Source organism: Devosia sp. YIM 151766 (genome assembly GCF_030285925.1).
Classification (GTDB): Bacteria; Pseudomonadota; Alphaproteobacteria; order Rhizobiales; family Devosiaceae; genus Devosia.
On sequence record NZ_CP127251.1, the window covers coordinates 2813660 to 2833403 of the forward strand.

Sequence of the window (19744 nt, forward strand, 5' to 3'; positions counted from 1 at the left end):
TTTGGCAGGGCCGGCCGAGGCAAGGCTCCGCAAGGAGCGGCTCGACCGGTTCCTGTTCTTTTCGCGCGCCGTGAAATCGCGGACCCTGGCGCAGAAAATCATCGAATCCGGCGCCATTCGCATCAATTCCGAAAAAACCGGACGCTCCGATCACAAGGTCGGCGCCGGCGATGTGCTGACCATGTCCATCCATGGCCGGATTCTGATCTGGCGCATTCTCGATCCCGGAACGCGGCGCGGTCCGGCCAGCGAGGCGCAAGGGCTCTATGAGGACCTGTCACCGCCATCGCTGCCGAGGCCCGCACTGTCGCCCTATGAAGCGGCCATCGCCGAACGCCTGCCGGGAGCCGGACGGCCGACCAAGAAGGAGCGGCGGGAGACGGACAAATTGCACGACGGGGAGCAATAGCGGCCATCTCGCGGCCTGGCGGAGCGGGAAATCCCCGCCGGCGAAGCCGCTTGGCAGAGCATTCCGCTTCACGGCGAACCTGCGCCAAACCGTCCCCCGGCCCGCCCTTGCGGCGGGGGTCAAAAGGGTTTAGCAACCGGGATGTTGAGACAGGCGGACCGACTTCCCCCCAGGTCGGATCGCCTTTGGACGGGATCGCCTCCGAGATGACCTATATCGTCACCGACAATTGCATCGCCTGCAAATATACCGACTGTGTGGAAGTGTGTCCGGTGGACTGCTTCTATGAAGGCGAGAACATGCTGGTGATCCATCCGGACGAGTGCATCGATTGCGGCGTCTGCGAGCCCGAATGCCCGGCCGAGGCGATCAAGCCCGATACCGAAAGCGGCCTGGACGACTGGCTGGAACTCAACCGCAAATTCGCCGCTATCTGGCCGAACCTGACCGAGCGGCGCGACCCGATGCCCGAAGCCGACAACCGTGATGGCGAAACCGGCAAGCTGGAGAAATATTTCTCCGACGCCCCTGGCGAGGGCGACTGAGGCGCCGGCATTCCGGCCGCAAATCGGTGAGGCGCGACAAGGGCTTACCATGACGCCGCTAGCAGGACGCCGCCGGCTTCGCGGCCTCGTCGTGCTGGCCTGATTCGTCGTTTTTGATTCTGCTGAAAAATTGTGCTATGGTCTGGCCATATGCAGTTGAGCCCGTCACCCAGCCCGTGCCGCAAGGCACGATTTTTTTGACAAACATCCATTGTTGCATGGCGTTCCGGACAAAGCGGACCCGGACGGCGTGAGGCTTTACTGCGCAGTAAGCGCCCAGATCGGGCGTCAACGAGTAGGAATGGCAGGTCCTTGCCGCAAGGAACCGGCCATTTGGGGCGTCAATAAGGAGTTCCAGCATATGGTAGCCAAGAAGCAGCAGCAGCGGCTTGGGTTCAAGACGGGCGAATTTGTCGTCTATCCCGCCCATGGTGTCGGCGTGATTGTCGGTATCGAGGAGCAGGAGGTCGCCGGTCTTGTTCTTGAGCTGTTCGTCATCAGCTTCGAGCAGGACAAGCTGACGCTCCGCGTTCCTGTGGCCAAGGTCAAGTCCGTCGGCATGCGCAAGCTGGCCGAGGACGAGGAAATCCACAAGGCGCTGGAAACCGTCACCGGCCGCGCCCGCGTCAAGCGCACCATGTGGTCGCGTCGTGCCCAGGAATATGAAGCCAAGATCAATTCGGGCGACCTGATCGCCATTTCCGAAGTGGTGCGCGATCTCTACCGCTCCGAAGAGCAGCCCGAGCAGTCCTATTCGGAACGCCAGCTCTTCGAGCAGGCCATGGACCGCATGAGCCGCGAAGTCGGCGCCGTGCGCAAGCTGACCCTGACCGAAGCCGTCCAGCTTATCGAGAAGCAGCTCGCCAAGAGCCCCAAGCGGACCAAGGCCGATGCGGCCGAGGCGGAAAGCGACGAGGAAGCCGCGTAAGCGGATTGCCGATATGAATTTGAACAAGGCCGGTGGAGACACCGGCCTTGTTTCATCTTGGGCCATCTTCCCCCGGGCCGACCCGGCGCCTGATCCCTCAGTCTTTTCCCAGCACGTCCTTCATGCTGATCGTGGCGCTGCCGGGACGCAGCGGCTTTTGTTGGCTCTCATGCGGCGCCCAGCCGGCAATCCAGATGATCTCAAGCGTGGCCCTGATCCTGCCATCGGCATCTTTATCGCGGTCGCTATAGGCCTGGGCGGCGGCGGCCAGCAGCGTGCGCGTGGCGAAGCGCTTCGGCCTGTCAGCCAGCGGATTGGAGGCACCCAGGGCTTTCAGCTCCGCCATCAAGGCGAAGGGCGTGGCATAGCGGACGCGATGCGTCTCGACATCGGCGACGGGCAAGGCGAAGCCGGCGCGTTGCAGCAGCGCCCCGGCGTCGCGGACCTGGGCCATGGGCGCGATGCGCGCCGAGGCGCCGCCCGTGACCTGGAGGTCGGCGGCGAGAAAGGCCTCGCGCAATTCGGTGAGGCTTTCCCCACCGATAAAGGCGGCCATCAGGAGACCGTCAGGTTTCAGCAGGCGCCGCAATCGCGCCAGATGGCCGGGCACGTCGTCAATGACCTGAAGATGCAGTAGCGAGATGATCAGGTCGTACTCGTCCCCGGGCAGGGCGGGGAAGGTCTCGCCGGCAAAGGCTTCGACCCGTTGCACCTTTACCGGGCCATTGGCGGTGAAGAGCGTTTCGGGCAGCAGATCGGCATCGGGCCCGATCACCACCGCGCGCGCGAAGTCGCGCTTATAGGCGCTGAGGCGGTCGGCCAGATCGTCCAGAACCAGATCGCGCAGGAAATTTTCGGGACCGGCGCGGCGGGCGAGATTCCGGGCGATCCGGGCAGCGTCGAAAAGGCGGGGCGGGCTGGACATGGAAAGGGCTTTCGCCGGGGCCGGGTCGTGGCAATAATGGCGTTATGAAGAGCGGAGACGGGGAAGTCAAAGGGGGGCGGCTGCTCGCCCGGCTGAGGCCGGGATTGGGCTGGCTGGGCAATGCCCTGCTCGACCAGCTCTATCCGCCCTGCTGCATTGCCTGCAACGCCCCTTTGGTGATGGGGGATGTGCTCTGCGCGGATTGCTTTTTGGGCATGCGCCCGATCAGCGCGCCATTCTGCCCGGTCCTGGGCCTTCCCTTCGACAGCGACCCCGGACCCGACACCTATTCGCCTGAGGCCTTGGCCGATCCGCCGCCTTTTGGCCGGGCGCGCGCCGCCTTCGCCTATGGCGAGGTGGTGAGCACATTGGTGGGACGGTTCAAATATGGCGATCGGGTGGAACTGGCCCGGTTCTGCGCCCGATCGATGCATGGAGCGGGCCGGGAATTCTGGGCCGAGAAACCGCTATTGGTGCCGGTGCCGCTGCATCCGAGCCGCCTGCGCTTTCGCCGATACAACCAGGCGACGCTGCTGGCGCGGGAATTGGGGCGGCTGACCGGCTTGGCCGTGGATGCCCATCTGGTGCGGCGCGAGCGAAAAACCCGCCAGCAGGTCGGCCTTTCCGGCGATAGCAGGCTGCGCAATGTGCAGGGCGCGTTCTCGCTGCATGACCGGGCCCTGGAGCGCTGGCGCGGCCGGCCTCTGGTGCTGATCGATGATGTCTATACGACCGGCGCCACGGTCAAGGCAGTGGCGCGGGCGCTGAAGCGCGGCGGCATGGACAGGGTGGATGTCCTGACCTTCGCTCGCGTTGTCATTGGCGGGGATATGCCCATATAAAGGCGTGATGCCTTATTGTCCGGAAGAATGCTCCCATGGCCGAGGTCGAAATCTACACCACTCCCACCTGCCCTTATTGCCACGCCGCCAAATCCATGCTGCGCGACAAGGGTGTGGATTTTGAAGAGATCAGCGTGCTCGATCCCGCTCTGCGCCAGAAGATGACCGAGCGCGCCCATGGCCGGCGAACGGTGCCGCAGATTTTCATCGGCGACCTGCATGTAGGCGGTTATGACGACATGGCCGCTCTCGAGCGCCGGGGCGGGCTCGATCCCTTGCTGGCGCGTTAGCGCCGATGAAGATCGCCGCTATCCAGATGCGGTCGGGACTCGACCCGCGAGCCAATCTCGCCGCGCTCGAACCCCTGCTGGCCGAGGCCGCCCGGCAGGGCGCGTCCTACGCGCTTACCCCGGAAGTCACGATGCTGTTTCCGGAAAATGGGGAGCAATTGCGCTCTGTGGCGGCGCCTTTCGAGGGGCATCCGCAATTGACCCGGATGGCGGAGCTGGCGCGGCACCACAAAATGTTCGTCCATATCGGCTCGCTTGCCATTCCGCTGGCCGATGGCCGTTTTGCCAATCGCTCGGTGCTGTTCGGGACGGATGGCGATCAGTTGGCGCGCTATGACAAGATCCATCTGTTCGACGCCGATATTGCCGGGCTCAACGCCTATCGCGAAAGCGCAACCTACACGGCCGGCGACAAGGCGGTGATTGCAGCGCTGGGCGATTTCACCCTGGGCTTTTCCATCTGCTACGACATGCGTTTTCCGCGTCTCTACAACGCATTGGCCAATGCCGGCGCCACTCTCCTGGCGGTGCCGGCGGCTTTCACCGTGCCGACCGGGCAAGCGCATTGGCACGTATTGCTGCGGGCCCGCGCCATCGAAACCGGCTCCTATGTCATCGCCGCAGTGCAGGGCGGCAACCACGCCAATGGACGCTCCACCTATGGTCATTCGCTGGTCGTCGATCCCTGGGGCAAGGTCATTGCCGAACTGGATCATGACGAGCCCGGCGTGCTCGTCGCCGAGATCGATCCAGCCGCGGTGAGCGAAGCGCGCGGCCGGGTGCCGGCCTTGGCCAATGCCCGCGACTTCGCTTCGCCCGGTTTGCAGAACTGATCCGGCACCCTATATGGTTCGCATAAAGGCGCGGCCCGGCGCCGCAAGGAAACGACAAGAGACGTGATCCAGTATTCGCTTCAATGTTCGAAGGGACATCGCTTCGACGCATGGTTCAAAAGCGCCACTGCCTATGACGAGCAGCAGGCGCGCGGTATCGTGACCTGCGCGCAATGCGGCGATGGCCAGGTCGAAAAGGCGCCGATGGCCCCCAATGTCGCCCGCTCCGGCCAGGAGCGCCTGCCTTTGTCTTCCGCCCATCCCGATGCGGCGAAATTCCGCGAAATGCTGCGGCAATATCGCCGGAAGGTCATGACCGAAGCCGATTATGTCGGGGACCGGTTCGCCGAAGAGGCGCGCAAGATCCATTTCGAGGAAGTGGAGGCGCGCGGCATTTATGGCGAGGCGAGCCGCGACGACCTCGCCGGCCTGATCGAAGACGGCATCGATTTCCTGCCCCTGCCCGATATGAGCGAAGATAACTGACCGGCGCCTTCTATCATTTATAGTTGACGATAACAGTCCACTTAAAATAGACCTTCGGCATCGGTTGTTGGAGGTCTCGTCATGAGAAGACGCGCGTTTATCGGGCTCGTTGCTGCGAGCATTGCCGTGCCGGTCCTGGGCCAGGATGGCGGGGCATTTCCCGTCACCATTCCTCACGCCCTGGGCGAGACGGTGATCGCGGCGGCGCCGGAGCGTATCCTGACCATTGGCTGGATGACCCAGGACGTGGTTCTGGCGCTGGGCCAGGTGCCGGTGGCCATCCCCTATCAGGGCTGGGGCGGAGACGAAAACGGGGTGCTGCCCTGGGTCAATGACGCCGTCGCGGCCTTGGGCGGGGCTTTGCCGGCCCGGATCAATTTCGATTCCGGCCTGCCCATCGAAGAAATCGCCGGCCTGGAGCCGGACCTCATCCTGGCGCCCTATAGCGATCTCGACCAGAGCCAATACGAGATTTTGAGCGCCATTGCCCCGACTCTCGCCTATGCCGAAGGCCCCTGGAGCGGCACCTGGCAGGACATCACCCTGGTGGTGGGCGCGGCCCTGGGTCAGCCGGATGCGGCGGCGGCGCTGGTTGCCGGCGTCGGTGAACAATTGGCAGCAATCGCGGCCGAACATCCCGAATTTGCCGGCAAGAGCTTCACCTTCGGCTATTACGAGCCCAATTCCGGCAATGTCGGCATCTATGTCGCCACCGATCCGCGTGTGCAGATGCTGACCGATCTCGGATTGGAAATGTCCCCCGGCTCGGCGGCACTGCCGATCAATAGCGGCTTTTATGTCGATACCAGCCTGGAACTGCTCGACAGCATGGATGCCGATGTCTTCATTACCTGGCATTCGAGCCAGGAAGAACTGGACGCCTTCAGGACCAATCCGCTGGTGGACCTGTTTCCGCCGGTGCGCGAGGGCCGGCATGTGGGCCTGGTCGACAACAGCTTCGTCATGGCGACCTCGGCTCCCTCCGTCCTCTCGATCCCGTGGTCGATCGATCGTCTGGTGCCGGAGCTGAGCGCGGTGCTGGGCCGATAAAGCCCGCGCCGGTGTCGTCACAATAATTTTGGGGGATTGGGTCGGTCCGATAGGGAGGGTGGAATCCCCGCTATCGGACCTGACCAAGCCAGCAAGCCTTGGCAGGCCGCTGATTGGCTGAGCGGGCTGTAGCACGAGACCACGGCCCTGTCACGGACATGCCGAAAAGAAAAAGCCCCGGATCGCTCCGGGGCTTTTTGCCTAGGTCAGTCGTCCAGCCGGCTCAAATCCCTCACCGCGCCGGTGGCGGCGGAGGTCACGAAGGCCGCATAGGCCTTGAGCGCGGTGGTCACCTTGCGCTGGCGCGGCTGGGCCGGTTTCCAGCCGAGCTTGTCCTGCTCGGCCCGGCGCGTCGCCAGTTCGGCATCGGAAACCAGCACGTTGACACTGCGGTTGGGGATGTCGATTTCGATCATGTCGCCCTCGCGCACCAGGCCGATGGCGCCGCCTTCTGCAGCTTCCGGCGAAGCGTGGCCGATGGAAAGCCCGGACGTGCCGCCCGAGAAACGGCCATCGGTCAGCAGCGCGCAAGCCGCGCCCAGGCCCTTCGACTTCAGATAGCTCGTGGGATAGAGCATTTCCTGCATGCCGGGACCGCCGCGCGGGCCTTCATAGCGGATGACGACCACGTCGCCATGCTTGATCTCATTGGACAAAATGGCTTTCACCGTGGCGTCCTGGCTTTCGAATACCCGGGCCGGGCCGGTGAATTTGAGAATGGCTTCGTCCACGCCGGCCGTCTTCACGATGCAGCCGTCGAGCGCGATATTGCCCTTGAGCACGGCCAGACCGCCATCCTTGGAGAAGGGGTGGTCGGGCGAGCGGATGGCACCGTTGACGCGGTCGGTATCCAGTTCGGCCCAGCGATTGGACTGGGAGAAGGCCTGGGTGGTGCGCACCCCGCCCGGCGCCGCCATGAAAAACTGGCGCACATGTTCCGCATTGGTGCGGGTGATGTCCCATTTGTCGATGGCATCGCCCATGGAGGCCGAATGCACGGTCGGCTCGCTGCGATTGATCAGCTTGGCGCGATCGAGCTGGCCCAGGATCGACATGATGCCGCCGGCCCGATGCACATCCTCGACATGGACGTCCTGTTTGGCGGGCGCCACCTTGCACAGCACCGGCACCTTGCGGGAGAGGGCGTCGATATCGTCCATGGTGAAATCGACCCCGCCTTCATGGGCGGCGGCCAGGATGTGCAGCACCGTATTGGTCGAGCCGCCCATGGCGATGTCGAGCGCCATGGCGTTCTCGAAGGCTGCCTTGGTGGCGATGGAGCGCGGAAGCACCGATTCGTCGTCCTGCTCGTAATAGCGACGGGCCAGATCGACGATCACACGCCCCGCCTCCAGGAACAATTGCTTGCGATCGGCATGGGTGGCCAGGGTCGAGCCATTGCCCGGCAGCGACAGGCCCAAAGCCTCGGTGAGGCAGTTCATCGAATTGGCCGTGAACATGCCCGAGCAGGAGCCGCAGGTGGGGCAGGCATTTTCTTCCACCGCCTGCACGTCCTCGTCCGAATAATGATCGTCGGCGGCCATGACCATGGCATCGACCAGATCGAGCGCCTGCAACTTGCCCTGGACGATGGATTTTCCGGCTTCCATGGGGCCGCCGGAGACGAAGATCACCGGAATATTGACCCGCATGGCAGCGTTCAGCATGCCCGGGGTGATCTTGTCGCAATTGGAAATGCACACCATGGCGTCGGCGCAATGGGCGTTGACCATATATTCCACCGAATCCGCGATGATGTCGCGGCTGGGCAGGGAATAGAGCATGCCGTCATGGCCCATGGCGATGCCGTCATCCACCGCAATGGTGTTGAATTCCTTGGCGACGCCGCCGGCCGCCTCGATCTCGCGGGCGACCAGTTGGCCGAGGTCCTTGAGGTGCACATGGCCGGGCACGAATTGGGTGAACGAATTCACCACCGCGATGATCGGCTTGCCGAAGTCGGCATTCTTCATGCCGGTGGCGCGCCACAGGCTGCGGGCGCCGGCCATGTTGCGGCCATGGGTGGTGGTGCGGGAACGATAGGCGGGCATGGCGGGGGATCCTCGAAATGCTGCCGGTGGGAGCCGGATTTTATTTCCTCCTGTTTAGACCCATTCCAACACAACGGCAAGAATTTTCCGTACCGTACGGTACGGTACAGGCATTTGGGCGAGCTTGCGCGATGATATGGGGGCTATCCGGCGGGAGCTTGCGGCTTTGCGGACTTAGAACTTGTAGCGCAGGCCGATGACTGCTGCGTTCGAGCCGTCGATTTCGGCAATGGTGCCAAAGCCGCCGGAACGGTGCTGGATGCGTCCGAACGCCTCCCATTGTGGCTGGGCTGCGTTGGAGATGGCGATTTCGGGGCTGAGATAGAACAGCACCGGCACGTCATGGCCGAGCGCTTCGGCCCGCTGGGCCTCGATGCCGATCGTATCGGTCACCAGCGAGAGGCCGAAGGACAGTGCCGGGGTGATAGTGAGGTCGCCAAAGGTGAATTCGGTGATGCGGGCCACCGCGCCGCCCCAGATTTCGGCGGAACTCGGCGTACCCAGACGCAATCCGAGCCCGGCCTCCACGCCCAGCTTGAAGCTCTCATATTGGTAGAAGAAGCGCTGATAGCCGATGCCGGCGAAGAGATTGGATTCGTAATGATCCTGCCAGAACAGGAAAGTGTCCCCGAAAAACCCGGTAGTGAAGGGGCCGCCCATGATGAAGAGGTTTTCGTCGGTGTCGGCATTATAGGGCTGGGCCTGGACGCCGGGGGCAAGGCAAGACAAGACTATTCCAAGCGCCATGGCAGCGCGGGCGAAAGATGGCATCTATGGTCACTCGGATGTGTTCGAGATCAACAATAGCGCTTTCGTCATTTTGTTCCATCTCGCAGCCGATCACAATTATCGCTGGGATGGAACATGTCCCTCAGGCTTGTGGCCGCGCTGCCAACACCATGTAATTGATCCCCATATCCGGGGCGGTACGCCATTCGTCGGCCAGTGGATTGAATGTTACGCCGGTCTGATCGATGACGGCGAGGCCATTGCGGCGCAATTGCGCGCTGATCTCTTCGGGGGTGAGGAATTTGTTCCAGTCGTGGGTGCCGCGCGGCAGCCAGCGCAGCACATATTCGGCGCCGACGACCGCCAGGGCCCAGGCACGGGCGGTGCGATTGATCGTGGCCGTGAACATCAGCCCGCCCGGCGCGACGAGGTCGGCGCAGCTTTTCATATAGAGCGGAACATTGTCGACATGCTCGACCACTTCCATGTTGAGCACCACATCGAATTTCTCACCCGCCGCCACCAGGGCCTCGCTGGTCGTGGCGCGATATTCGATGTCGAGACCGGATTGTTCGGCATGAATGCTGGCAATGGCGATATTGCGCTCCGCCGCATCGATCCCCACAAGCGTGGCGCCCAGCCGGGTCAGCGGTTCGCAGAGCAATCCGCCCCCGCAGCCCACATCGAGGATGGTCAGGCCCTCGAAGGGCCGGATGGCATTGCCGTCGCGGCCGAAATGGCGAACGAGATGATCGCGGATATAGGCCAGCCGCACCGGATTGAACTTGTGCAGCGGCTTGAACTTGCCCTTGGGATCCCACCATTCCTCGGCCATGGCGGTGAACTTGGCGATCTCGGCATCGTTGACGGTGGTCTGGGTCATGGGCGGGCTCCGTTCGGCCCCATATGACTCCCTGGCGCCGATAGGGGCAAGTCACCGCGTGTCGCAGTTTGGGCGTCGATGGTGCCGCTCATCCGACACAGTCGCGCCGCATATGAGAAATGCGTCCGTAACGCCCATTGATTGCGCCCCACCTTTGTGGCATTCCCCCGCCAACACAAGCGTACCGCCGGGTTCTGCCGGTCAGCGGGGAAGTCACGTGGCCCGTATCGTCGTCAAGTTCGGTGGCACTTCAGTCGCCAATATCGAGCGTATCCGCATCGCCGCACGCCATATCAAGCGCGAGGTCGAGGCCGGCAATGAAGTTGCCGTGGTCGTCTCGGCCATGTCGGGCAAGACCAATGAACTGGTCGGCTGGGTCAATGAAGCCAGCAAATTCCACGACGCCCGCGAATATGACGCGGTGGTCGCCTCCGGCGAGCAGGTAACGGCCGGCCTCATGGCCCTGGTGCTCAGCGATATGGGCATCCAGTCCCGCTCCTATTCCGGCTGGCAGGTGCCGATCCATACCGACGATTCCCATGGCGCCGCCCGTATCGTCGGGATCGATCCCACCGAGCTCGACGACCGGATGAGCAATGGCTGGGTGCCGGTCATTACCGGGTTCCAGGGCATTTCCCCCAATAACCGCGTCACCACTTTGGGCCGGGGCGGCTCGGACACGTCCGCCGTGGCGGTGGCCGCTGCGGTGGGGGCGGAGCGCTGCGACATCTATACCGATGTGGACGGCGTCTACACGACCGATCCGCGCATCGTTCCCAAGGCGCAGCGCATGACCAAGATTTCCTTCGAGGAAATGTTGGAAATGGCGTCGCTGGGTGCCAAGGTGCTGATGATCCGCGCCGTCGAGATGGCCATGGCCCACAAGGTGCGCCTGACCGTCCGTTCCAGTTTCGATGACCCGGATGCGCCCCAGATTGCGCCCGATGGCTCGCCGGGAATTCCGGGTACGCTCGTTTGCGATGAGGATGAGATCATGGAAAAGCAGATCGTTTCGGGCGTGACGCTCGCCAAGGCCGAGGCCAAGATCACCCTGCGCAAGGTCAAGGACAGCCCCGGCGTCGCTGCCGCCATTTTCGGCACGCTCGCCGACAAGGGCATCATTGTGGACATGATCGTTCAGAACATTGCCGATGATGGCGCGACGACCGACATCACCTTCACCGTGCCGGACAACGAATATGACAAGGCGGTCAAGGCGCTGGAAGACAATGGCGGGCGCTTCGAATATGCCAGGCTTTCCGGCTCCAAGGGCGGCGCCAAGGTGTCGGTTGTGGGCGTGGGCATGCGCAGCCATGCCGGGGTCGCCTCCTCGATGTTCAAGGCGCTGGCCGACAAGGGCATCAACATTCAGTTGATCACCACCTCGGAAATCAAGACCTCCGTGCTGATCGACGAGGAATATGCCGAGCTTGCGGTCCGGGCTTTGCACACCTATTACGGTTTGGACAAAAAGGACGCCTGACCCGGTCGAGGAGAGTGGGCCGCGTCCTCAGATTAGGGGGGCGGCTTTGCGGGCTGCCTTATTGAGGCGATGGTCACGACCATAGGCGGCCCAAGGATATTGCTGCGGCAATTGCGCGAAGTGATGGCGGAGCCGCTGGCTTCGCAGGCGCGGCTCGACAAGATCGTCGGTCTCATCGCCGAAAACATGCGGGCCGATGTCTGCTCGTTCTACGTGCTGCGCGACGACGGCGCGCTCGAACTCTTCGCCACGCGCGGCCTGAAAGCCGAATCGGTGCACATGACCACGCTGCGGCTGGGCGAGGGACTTGTCGGTCTCATCGCCGCCGAGGCCGAGCCGCTGAGCCTCGATGACGCCACCGGCCATCCCGCTTTCGCCTATCGTCCGGAAACCGGGGAGGAAAAATACAATTCCTTCCTCGGGGTGCCGGTATTGCGGGCCGGCCAGACCCTGGGGGTTCTGGTGGTCCAGAACGCCGAGCGGCGCCATTATGGCGAGGACGAAACCGAGGCCATGCTGACCACGGCCACGATTTTGGCCGAGATGGTTGCGACAAGCGATTTCGACAGTCTCATCAAGCCGGGCTCGGATATCGACCTCAGGCGGCCCCGCATGTTCAATGGCGTCAGTTTCACCGATGGTATCGCGCTGGGCACGGTGGTGCTCCACGACCCGCGCGTGGTGGTGACCAATTTCATCGCCGAGGACACCGATGCCGAACGCGGACGATTGGACGCGGCGCTCGAAACCATGCGCGTCTCAATCGACGCCATGCTCGACCATGGCGACATGGCCGGCGGCTCGGACCATCGGGAAATCCTCGAAACCTACCGCATGTTCGCCAATGATCGCGGCTGGGTGAAGCGGATGATGGAGGCCATCGACAATGGCCTCTCCGCCGAGGCCGCGGTCGAGCGGGTGCAGAACGATACCCGCGCCCGCATGCTGCGCCAGACCGATCCCTATATCCGCGACCGGCTGCATGATCTCGACGATCTCGCCAACCGGCTGCTGCGGGTTCTGACCAATAGCAGCCAGCCGGCGCAGCGCGACCTGCCGGACAATGCCATTCTGGTGGCCCGCAATATGGGGCCGGCGGAATTGCTGGAATATGACCGCAAGAAGCTGCGCGGCGTGGTGCTGGAGGAGGGCGGCGCGACGGCTCACGTCGCCATCGTCGCTCGCTCGCTCGGCCTGGTCGCGGTCGGCCAGGCCGAGTCCATCGTCTCCATGTGCGAGGCTGGCGACAATATCATCATCGACGGCCCGATCGGCCAGGTGCATCTGCGCCCCTCCCCCGATGTCGAGCAGACCTATATCGACAAGGTCCGCATCTCGGCCAAGCGCCGCGCCCATTTTGCCGCCCTCAAGAACCGGCCAAGCGTGACCAGGGATGGGGTCGAGATCACGCTGCTGCACAATTCCGGGCTGGTCGCCGACCTGCCCATGCTGGAGGATACCGGCGCTGTCGGGGTCGGGCTGTTCCGCACCGAATTGCAGTTCATGATCGCCAGCCGCCTGCCACGCCTCAGGGAGCAGGCCGATCTTTATGCCGAGGCCATGCAGATCGCCGGCAAGCGCCCCATCGTCTTCCGTCTGCTCGATATCGGCGGCGACAAGGTCCTGCCCTATCTGCGCGCCAGTGCCGAGGAAAACCCGGCCATGGGCTATCGCTCCATCCGGCTGGGGCTGGATCGGCCCGGCCTGCTCCGGACGCAGATCCGGGCCTTGCTGATGGCCGCCAATGGACGGCCGCTCAAGATCCTCGTGCCCATGGTCACCGAGACCTTCGAATTCCGCCAGACCAAGAAGGTCATCTTCAAGGAAATCGAGCGGCTGCAACGGTCCGGCCATCCCCCGCCGGCGCAGCTCGAGATCGGGGCCATGGTGGAAGTGCCCTCGCTGCTGTTCGAACTCGACCAGATCATGCCCGAGGCCGATTTCGTCTCCATCGGTTCCAACGACCTGGTGCAGTTCCTGACCGCTGCGGACCGGGCCAATCCGCGGGTTTCCAAGACCTATGACCCGATCGCCCTACCGCGCCTGCGGGCGCTGCGGCTGGTGGTGGATGCGGCTTCGCGCCACAACAAGCCGGTGACCATGTGCGGCGAACTCGCCGGCAAGCCGATGGAAGCCCTGGCGCTGATGGCCATCGGCATGACCCGGCTGTCCATGGGGCCGGCCTCTATCGGCCCGATCAAGGAAATGGTGCTCAATCTGGAGATCAAGCCGATCCAGGCTGCCGTGGCCGAAGCGTTGAGCATTGGCGTCAATGGCGGGACCATCCGGGCGCTGCTGACCAAATGGGCGGAAAAACAGAACCTGCCCATGGGATAGGGCGTCATTGCGCGCTTGATGTTGGCCTTCATGGCCTTTACATCCCCGAAATCGCCCGGCGCCTGCCGGGCATATCCTGAAAGACCCGCCCATGCCCAGCCTGCCGCAGGACAAGCTCGACGCTTTAGAAACGCGTTTCCAATATATCGAAGCGGCCTTGTCCGGTGGGGCGAGCCCCGATGAATTCGCCAGGCTCAGCAAGGAGCATGCCAATCTGTCGGACATTGTCGGTGAGATCGGCGCCTATAAGAAAGCCCTCAGGGACCGGGCCGAGGCCGAGGCGCTGCTGAAAAGCGGCGACAAGGAAATGGCCGAAATGGCCGAGGCCGAGATCACCGAGCTGGACGAGAAGATCGACGGCCTGGTGCAGTCGATCCGCATCCTGCTGCTGCCCCGGGACGAGGCCGACGAGAAGTCCATCATCCTGGAAATCCGCGGCGGCACCGGCGGCGACGAGGCGGCGCTGTTCGCCGGCGATCTATTCCGCATGTATGAGCGCTACGCGGCCCAGCATGGCTGGAAGGTGAGCGTGGTGGAAGAAAGCCCCGGGGAAATGGGAGGGTTCAAGGAAATCATCGCCAATATTTCCGGCAAGGGCGTCTATGCGCGGATGAAATATGAATCGGGTGTGCACCGGGTGCAGCGCGTGCCGGCGACCGAGGGCTCGGGCCGCATCCATACTTCGGCGGCCACGGTGGCGGTGCTGCCGGAGGTGGAGGATATCGACATCGAAATCCGCAATGAGGACATCCGTATCGATACAATGCGGGCTTCCGGCGCTGGCGGACAGCACGTGAACACCACCGATTCGGCGGTGCGGATCACTCATATTCCCACCGGTCTGGTCGTCACCTCGGCGATGAAGAGCCAGCACCAGAACCGGGCCCAGGCCATGATCGTGCTGCGCTCGCGGCTTTATGAGATGCAGCGCGAGGAACGCGACAGCGCCAGGTCGGCGGAGCGCAAGGGACAGGTGGGCTCGGGTGACCGCTCGGAGCGCATCCGCACCTATAATTTCCCGCAGGGACGGGTCACCGACCACCGCATCAATCTGACTTTATATAAGCTTGACAAGGTGATAGCCGGCGAAGCGCTGGATGAGCTGATCGAGGCGCTGATCACCGAGAACCAGGCAGCGCAACTGGCCGCCATGGAGCAGGTCAACTGACCGACACCATCACGATCGGCAAGCTCTGGCGCGGCTGGCGCGACGTCCTGGCCCGGCTCGGCTTCGAAAATGCCGCCCTCGACGCCAAGCTGCTGACCGGTCATGCGCTGGGACATGACAGCCTGGCCATGGCTACCCGCGAGGGCGAATTGGTTAACAGATTGTTAGCCGCAGAGGTCGCCGATCTGCTGCAACGGCGCATAAGCGGGGAATCGGTGGCCCGCATCATCGGCGAGAAGGAATTTTACGGCCTCGCCTTCGGCCTCAATGCCGCGACACTCGAACCCAGACCCGATACCGAATTGCTGGTCGACCTGGCGCTGGCGGCATTGCCGGCCAATGGCCGCCTGCTCGATCTGGGGACCGGCACCGGCTGCATTCCCATCGCGATCCTGGCCAACCGGCCGGACGCGACCGGCCTGGCCACCGACCTCGATGCCGAAGCGCTGGACATGGCGCGACAGAATGCCGGACGGCACGGGGTGGCGGAGCGGCTGGATTTCGGGCTGGGAAACTGGTTCGAAGCCCTTGCCGCTGCCCAAGCGCCAGCAGCACCTCCCCTGCCCGGCCGCGAACGCCACGGTCTCACATTCGACCTCATCGTCTCCAATCCGCCCTATATTGCCAGCGCCGTCATCGATACCCTGGCCCCGGAGGTGAAACGCTTCGACCCGCTGCTTGCCCTTGATGGCGGAACCGATGGCCTGGCGCCCTATCGCATCATTGCCGGCGAAGCGCTGCCCTGTCTGCGGGCGGGCGGGCGGGTTCTGGTCGAAATCGGCTATGACCAGGGCGCGGCGGTCGCGGCGCTGTTCCGGGCGGCCGGATTTGCCGAAATCGCCGTTCACAAGGACTTGGCCGGCCTTGACCGGGTGGTCTCGGCACACCAGATAGAAGCTACGACCGATAGGCGATAATCCTCGATTGCACTTTGTGCTGGCCAAAGGCGGCCGAAACGGATATTTTGATCGTGCTGTCAATGGTGCATCATGAGCGCCGCAGCGATCACACCCGATCAATTTGCGAAAATGCTGCTTGAAGCAGCGCTGTTCCGGCGAGCCGGGGCGACGCGAGGACGGGGCGGATTTTCCGTAAGGTCGCTGCCGAGAGCATTCGGTCTTCATGAAGCCAGTTAGGGCCCCGGACGGCATATTATTCAACCGTCGGAGCCACGGCCAGATCGGGCCTGTGACCCGGTCCGCCCCCAATGATGACGCTTAACTTTTAGAGTTAGACAAAGCGACCCGATGAGACCAAACCAGAACAAGAACCGGCAGCGTGGCCGGAACGGCGGACGCAAGCATGTCAATCCGCTATCGCGCAATTACGAAAGCAACGGCCCGGACGTGAAGGTGCGCGGCAATGCCGCCCATGTGGCCGAGAAATATCTGCAATTGGCCCGCGATGCCCAATCTTCGGGCGATTCGGTGATGGCCGAGAATTACTTGCAGCATGCCGAACATTATTTCCGCATCGTTTCCTCGGCCCAGCAGGCCCTGAACCCGCGTGAGGGCCAGGTCAGCGAAGAGGTCGATTTCGACGACGACGTGTCGGACGTCAATTCCCGCTTCTCCTCGCCGCAGCCGGCCCAGCCGGTTCAGCAGAGCAATGAGAATGAGGGCGAGACGGCCGAAGCGCCGGCTCCGCAGCCTGCCGAAGAGGGCGAGGCCGCGCCGGCCGATGGCGAGCAGACAGCGCGCAAGCCGCGCGAGCGCCGCCCCCGCCGCCGCCGCCCTGCCGGCGGTGAAGGCGCCGCCGATCCGGCCGAGGCCCCGCAGCCGGACACGCCGGAGCTTCCGGCCTTCCTGACCGGCAGCGCCGCCGAATAGGACATTCGGGGCGTTTCGTAATTGGACGGAACGCCCTCCCTGCCCGCGACAATCCCGCGCTCCGGCCGGTCAGAGGACCGCCGGGGCGATAGTGGCGTCTGCTGACCTCCCCATCTCCATGGCCGATCCCGGCCAGCCTGTCGCGCGCTTGTCGGCCAGCGCATCGAACACGCCTGCCCCTATGCCGGCGCCTTGCCTGACCGCGGCGTGGTAAACGGAGGCCCCCGCCTGCGCGGGGGTGACACCGGGGAAACGAAGCAATAGCGCGCGAAATGGACTGAGTGACCAAGCCCCGTCACCCTCGCTCGTCACCCTCGCGCTCGACGTGAGGGTTCTGTGTTTATGGACCTGGCGCAAGAGCCCTCGCGTCAAGCGCGAGGGTGACGATCCGGGAGGATGGGGTGGCGGAGCGAGGGTGCCGGATGTGTAGGAACCGCAGCACCCCCTCCCCTTCCCTCCCCTCAAGGGGGAGGGAAGGGGAGGGGCCTCACGTCCCGAGACAAACTGGCTCGAAGCGACCGACGTAACCACTCCCGCCTGCGCGGGGGTGACACCGGGAAAAACAAAGCACCTATCGGCAAATCCAGGGCACCGCTTTCGTGGGCAAAAGTTAGTATTGACAGGTGATAGTCCCTGTGATGATCTTTGGATGCTGAACAGGGAGGATTGGCATGCAGAAGCGCTTCGCGGACCAGGTGGCCGTCATCACCGGCGGGGCGGGCGGCATTGGCCTTGCGGTGGCGAAGAAGCTGGCGGAGGGCGGCGCCCGGCTGGCGCTCTGGGATGTCAGCGAAGCGGCGCTCGCGGCGGCCCGCGCCCTGCTTCCCCAGGCCGAGACCTATATCGTCGACATTGCCGATTACGCCTCCGTCGAGGCGGCCGTGGCCGCTACCGAGGCGCATTTCGGCCGCATCGATATCCTGGTCAATTCCGCCGGGATCGCCGGCAAGAACGCGCCGCTCGACGAATATGAGATCGCGGAATGGCGCCGCGTCATCGAGATCGACCTGAACGGGACATTCTTCGTCAACCGCGCGGTGCTGCCGGGAATGAAGGCGCGCGATTACGGGCGCATCGTCAACATCGCCTCAATTGCCGGCAAGGAAGGCAATCCCAATGCCAGCGCCTATGCCGCCGCCAAGGCCGGCGTCATCGGCATGACCAAGGCGGTGGGCAAGGAATGCGCCAAATACGACATCGCCATCAACGCCGTCACTCCGGCCACCGCCAAGACCGATATTCTCAACGAACTCAAACCGGAATTCATTGACTACATGCTCAACCGCATTCCGCGCGGGCGCTTCCTGGAAGTCGAGGAGGCCGCGAGCATGATCGCCTGGCTGTGCAGTGCCGAAAACAGCTTCACCACCGCCTCGGTCTTCGACCTGTCGGGCGGTCGCGCAACCTATTGAGCCGGAGTTGATCCATGGGCGCAGTCAGCATCCAGTCGATCCAGAAGATTTATAACAAGCTGACCGTCATTCCGGACCTGTCCCTCGATATCAGGGACGGGGAGTTCCTGGTCCTGGTCGGGCCGTCCGGCTGCGGCAAGTCGACCTTGCTGCGCATGATCGCCGGCCTTGAGGATATCAGCTCGGGCAATATTTCGATCTCGGGCCGCCTGATAAATAACGTGGCGCCGAAAGATCGCGACATCGCCATGGTGTTCCAGTCCTATGCGCTCTATCCGCATATGACCGTCGAGGAGAATATGAGCTTCGCCCTGCGGCTCAAGGGCGTCTCCAAGCAAGATCGGGCCGTCCAGGTGGCCCAGGCCGCCGAAATCCTCGGCCTGACCCCGTTGCTCAAGCGGCTGCCGCGCCAATTGTCGGGCGGGCAGCGCCAGCGCGTCGCCATGGGCCGCGCCATTGTGCGCAATCCGCAGGTCTATCTGTTCGACGAGCCGCTTTCCAATCTGGACGCCAAGCTCCGCGTGCAGATGCGCAGCGAAATCAAGCTCAACCATGCCCGCCTGAAGACCACCACCGTCTATGTGACGCATGACCAGATCGAGGCCATGACCATGGCCGACCGCATCGTGGTGATGAATGCCGGGCGCATCGAGCAGGTCGGCTCGCCGCTCGAGCTTTACGACCGTCCGGCAAATCTGTTCGTGGCCGGCTTCATCGGCTCCCCGGCCATGAACTTCCTGCCGGTCGCGGCTGCAGCCGGGCAATTGCGCCTGACCGACGGCACCGCCCTGCCCTTCGACGGCCCGATTGACGGCACCGGCGCATCGCTCATCGCCGGCATCCGCCCGGAGCATTTCGTCATCGCCGATAATGGCTTGGCGGCCGAGGTCATGACGGTCGAGCCGACCGGCGCCGAAACCCAGATTCTCGCCCGGGTGGCGGGCCACGACATTCTCGTCTCGTTCCGCGACCGCATCGACGTCGCGGCGGGCGATCGCCTGCATTTGCAGCCGCTGGCCGACAAGGTCCATCTGTTCGACGAGACCAGCGGCCAGCGCCTTTCCTGAAATCTATCGAGGATATCAAGCATGACGATCCAGCGTATCGAACCGGGCCAGCACTTCGCCGCTGCCGTCGCCGGCGGCGGGCATCTCTACATTTCCGGCACCATTGCCCGGACCCATGACGCCTCGATCGAAGTGCAGACGCAAGAAGTGCTGGACCGTCTGGACGAATTGCTGGCCCAGGGCGGCACCGACAAGTCCCGATTGCTGTCCGTCACCATCTACCTGCCGCATATCCGCGACTACGAAGCGATGAACCGCGTGTGGGACCAATGGATCGACCCGCAGAACAAGCCTGCCCGCGCGACGGTCGAAGCCCGCCTGGCCATTGAAAGCCTGCGCGTGGAAATCGCCGCCGTGGCGCTGTTGCCCTGACGGCGTCCCGCCGTCTTCATCCCCGATCCGGGCGAGGGGTAAGTCCCGGATCTTCCCGTCGGTAACACCGACATATTGCCTGCATAAGTCACGAATGGAGGGATT

Annotated in this window: 20 protein-coding genes; 16 read left to right on the forward strand and 4 right to left on the reverse strand. The window is 63.6% G+C overall.

Annotated features, from left to right (window positions below; genetic code table 11):
- Position 1 precedes the first annotated feature (1 nt).
- From O9Z70_RS13815 to O9Z70_RS13825, 3 genes are all read left to right on the forward strand, one after another.
- Entirely contained in the window at positions 2-409 is a 408-nt protein-coding gene (locus O9Z70_RS13815) for an RNA-binding S4 domain-containing protein (RefSeq protein WP_286020017.1), read from the forward strand.
- A 206-nt stretch (positions 410-615) separates the two neighbouring features.
- Positions 616-954 carry a ferredoxin FdxA gene (gene fdxA / locus O9Z70_RS13820; RefSeq protein ID WP_286020018.1) on the forward strand — a complete coding sequence of 113 codons (339 nt, stop codon included), beginning with the start codon at positions 616-618 and terminating at the stop codon, positions 952-954.
- Positions 955-1315: 361 nt separating this feature from the next.
- Positions 1316-1882, forward strand: a complete 567-nt coding sequence (locus O9Z70_RS13825) for a CarD family transcriptional regulator (protein WP_286020019.1) — start codon at positions 1316-1318, stop codon at positions 1880-1882.
- A 97-nt stretch (positions 1883-1979) separates the two neighbouring features.
- Here the strand turns inward: O9Z70_RS13825 and O9Z70_RS13830 are convergent, their stop codons facing one another.
- Positions 1980-2807 (reverse strand): methyltransferase domain-containing protein, encoded by an 828-nt coding sequence (locus O9Z70_RS13830; protein ID WP_286020020.1) that lies wholly within the window; start codon positions 2805-2807, stop codon positions 1980-1982.
- A 44-nt stretch (positions 2808-2851) separates the two neighbouring features.
- Between O9Z70_RS13830 and O9Z70_RS13835 the strand changes: the two genes are divergently transcribed.
- From O9Z70_RS13835 to O9Z70_RS13855, 5 genes are all read left to right on the forward strand, one after another.
- Positions 2852-3649 carry a ComF family protein gene (locus O9Z70_RS13835; RefSeq protein ID WP_286020021.1) on the forward strand — a complete coding sequence of 266 codons (798 nt, stop codon included), beginning with the start codon at positions 2852-2854 and terminating at the stop codon, positions 3647-3649.
- A 35-nt stretch (positions 3650-3684) separates the two neighbouring features.
- The gene (grxC, locus tag O9Z70_RS13840) at positions 3685-3939 is read left to right on the forward strand and encodes a glutaredoxin 3 (RefSeq protein WP_286020022.1); all 255 of its coding nucleotides are present in this window, start codon (positions 3685-3687) and stop codon (positions 3937-3939) included.
- A 5-nt stretch (positions 3940-3944) separates the two neighbouring features.
- Positions 3945-4772, forward strand: coding sequence for a carbon-nitrogen hydrolase family protein (locus O9Z70_RS13845; protein WP_286020023.1), 828 nt, complete (start codon positions 3945-3947; stop codon positions 4770-4772).
- A 63-nt stretch (positions 4773-4835) separates the two neighbouring features.
- Entirely contained in the window at positions 4836-5258 is a 423-nt protein-coding gene (locus O9Z70_RS13850; protein ID WP_286020024.1) for a DUF1178 family protein, read from the forward strand.
- 81 nt (positions 5259-5339) lie between these two features.
- The gene (locus O9Z70_RS13855; protein ID WP_286020025.1) at positions 5340-6308 is read left to right on the forward strand and encodes an ABC transporter substrate-binding protein; all 969 of its coding nucleotides are present in this window, start codon (positions 5340-5342) and stop codon (positions 6306-6308) included.
- Positions 6309-6514: 206 nt separating this feature from the next.
- Here the strand turns inward: O9Z70_RS13855 and ilvD are convergent, their stop codons facing one another.
- The 3 genes from ilvD to ubiG all read right to left on the reverse strand — a co-directional run bounded on the left by ilvD (position 6515) and on the right by ubiG (position 9971).
- On the reverse strand, positions 6515-8359 hold the full coding sequence (gene ilvD, locus O9Z70_RS13860) for a dihydroxy-acid dehydratase (RefSeq protein WP_286020026.1): 1845 nt from the start codon (positions 8357-8359) through the stop codon (positions 6515-6517).
- Between the two features lie 174 nt (positions 8360-8533).
- Positions 8534-9088, reverse strand: a complete 555-nt coding sequence (locus tag O9Z70_RS13865) for a hypothetical protein (RefSeq protein WP_286020027.1) — start codon at positions 9086-9088, stop codon at positions 8534-8536.
- A gap of 142 nt (positions 9089-9230) precedes the next feature.
- Complete coding sequence (gene ubiG / locus O9Z70_RS13870) at positions 9231-9971, reverse strand: bifunctional 2-polyprenyl-6-hydroxyphenol methylase/3-demethylubiquinol 3-O-methyltransferase UbiG (RefSeq protein WP_286020028.1); 741 nt, start codon at positions 9969-9971, stop codon at positions 9231-9233.
- A gap of 217 nt (positions 9972-10188) precedes the next feature.
- Between ubiG and O9Z70_RS13875 the strand changes: the two genes are divergently transcribed.
- The 8 genes from O9Z70_RS13875 (at position 10189) to O9Z70_RS13910 (ending at position 19639) form a co-directional block, all read left to right on the forward strand.
- The gene (locus tag O9Z70_RS13875; protein WP_286020029.1) at positions 10189-11454 is read left to right on the forward strand and encodes an aspartate kinase; all 1266 of its coding nucleotides are present in this window, start codon (positions 10189-10191) and stop codon (positions 11452-11454) included.
- A gap of 69 nt (positions 11455-11523) precedes the next feature.
- Positions 11524-13791, forward strand: a complete 2268-nt coding sequence (gene ptsP / locus O9Z70_RS13880; RefSeq protein WP_286020030.1) for a phosphoenolpyruvate--protein phosphotransferase — start codon at positions 11524-11526, stop codon at positions 13789-13791.
- A gap of 91 nt (positions 13792-13882) precedes the next feature.
- The gene (prfA, locus tag O9Z70_RS13885) at positions 13883-14959 is read left to right on the forward strand and encodes a peptide chain release factor 1 (protein ID WP_286020031.1); all 1077 of its coding nucleotides are present in this window, start codon (positions 13883-13885) and stop codon (positions 14957-14959) included.
- A gap of 47 nt (positions 14960-15006) precedes the next feature.
- Complete coding sequence (prmC, locus tag O9Z70_RS13890) at positions 15007-15876, forward strand: peptide chain release factor N(5)-glutamine methyltransferase (RefSeq protein WP_502870201.1); 870 nt, start codon at positions 15007-15009, stop codon at positions 15874-15876.
- 330 nt (positions 15877-16206) lie between these two features.
- Positions 16207-16788: a DUF4167 domain-containing protein gene (locus O9Z70_RS13895; protein ID WP_286020032.1), complete on the forward strand. Its 582-nt coding sequence runs from the start codon at positions 16207-16209 to the stop codon at positions 16786-16788.
- Between the two features lie 671 nt (positions 16789-17459).
- On the forward strand, positions 17460-18200 hold the full coding sequence (locus O9Z70_RS13900; RefSeq protein WP_286020033.1) for an SDR family NAD(P)-dependent oxidoreductase: 741 nt from the start codon (positions 17460-17462) through the stop codon (positions 18198-18200).
- A 14-nt stretch (positions 18201-18214) separates the two neighbouring features.
- Positions 18215-19267: an ABC transporter ATP-binding protein gene (locus O9Z70_RS13905; RefSeq protein WP_286020034.1), complete on the forward strand. Its 1053-nt coding sequence runs from the start codon at positions 18215-18217 to the stop codon at positions 19265-19267.
- Positions 19268-19288: 21 nt separating this feature from the next.
- Positions 19289-19639, forward strand: coding sequence for a RidA family protein (locus tag O9Z70_RS13910; RefSeq protein ID WP_286020035.1), 351 nt, complete (start codon positions 19289-19291; stop codon positions 19637-19639).
- The last annotated feature ends 105 nt before the right edge of the window (positions 19640-19744 follow it).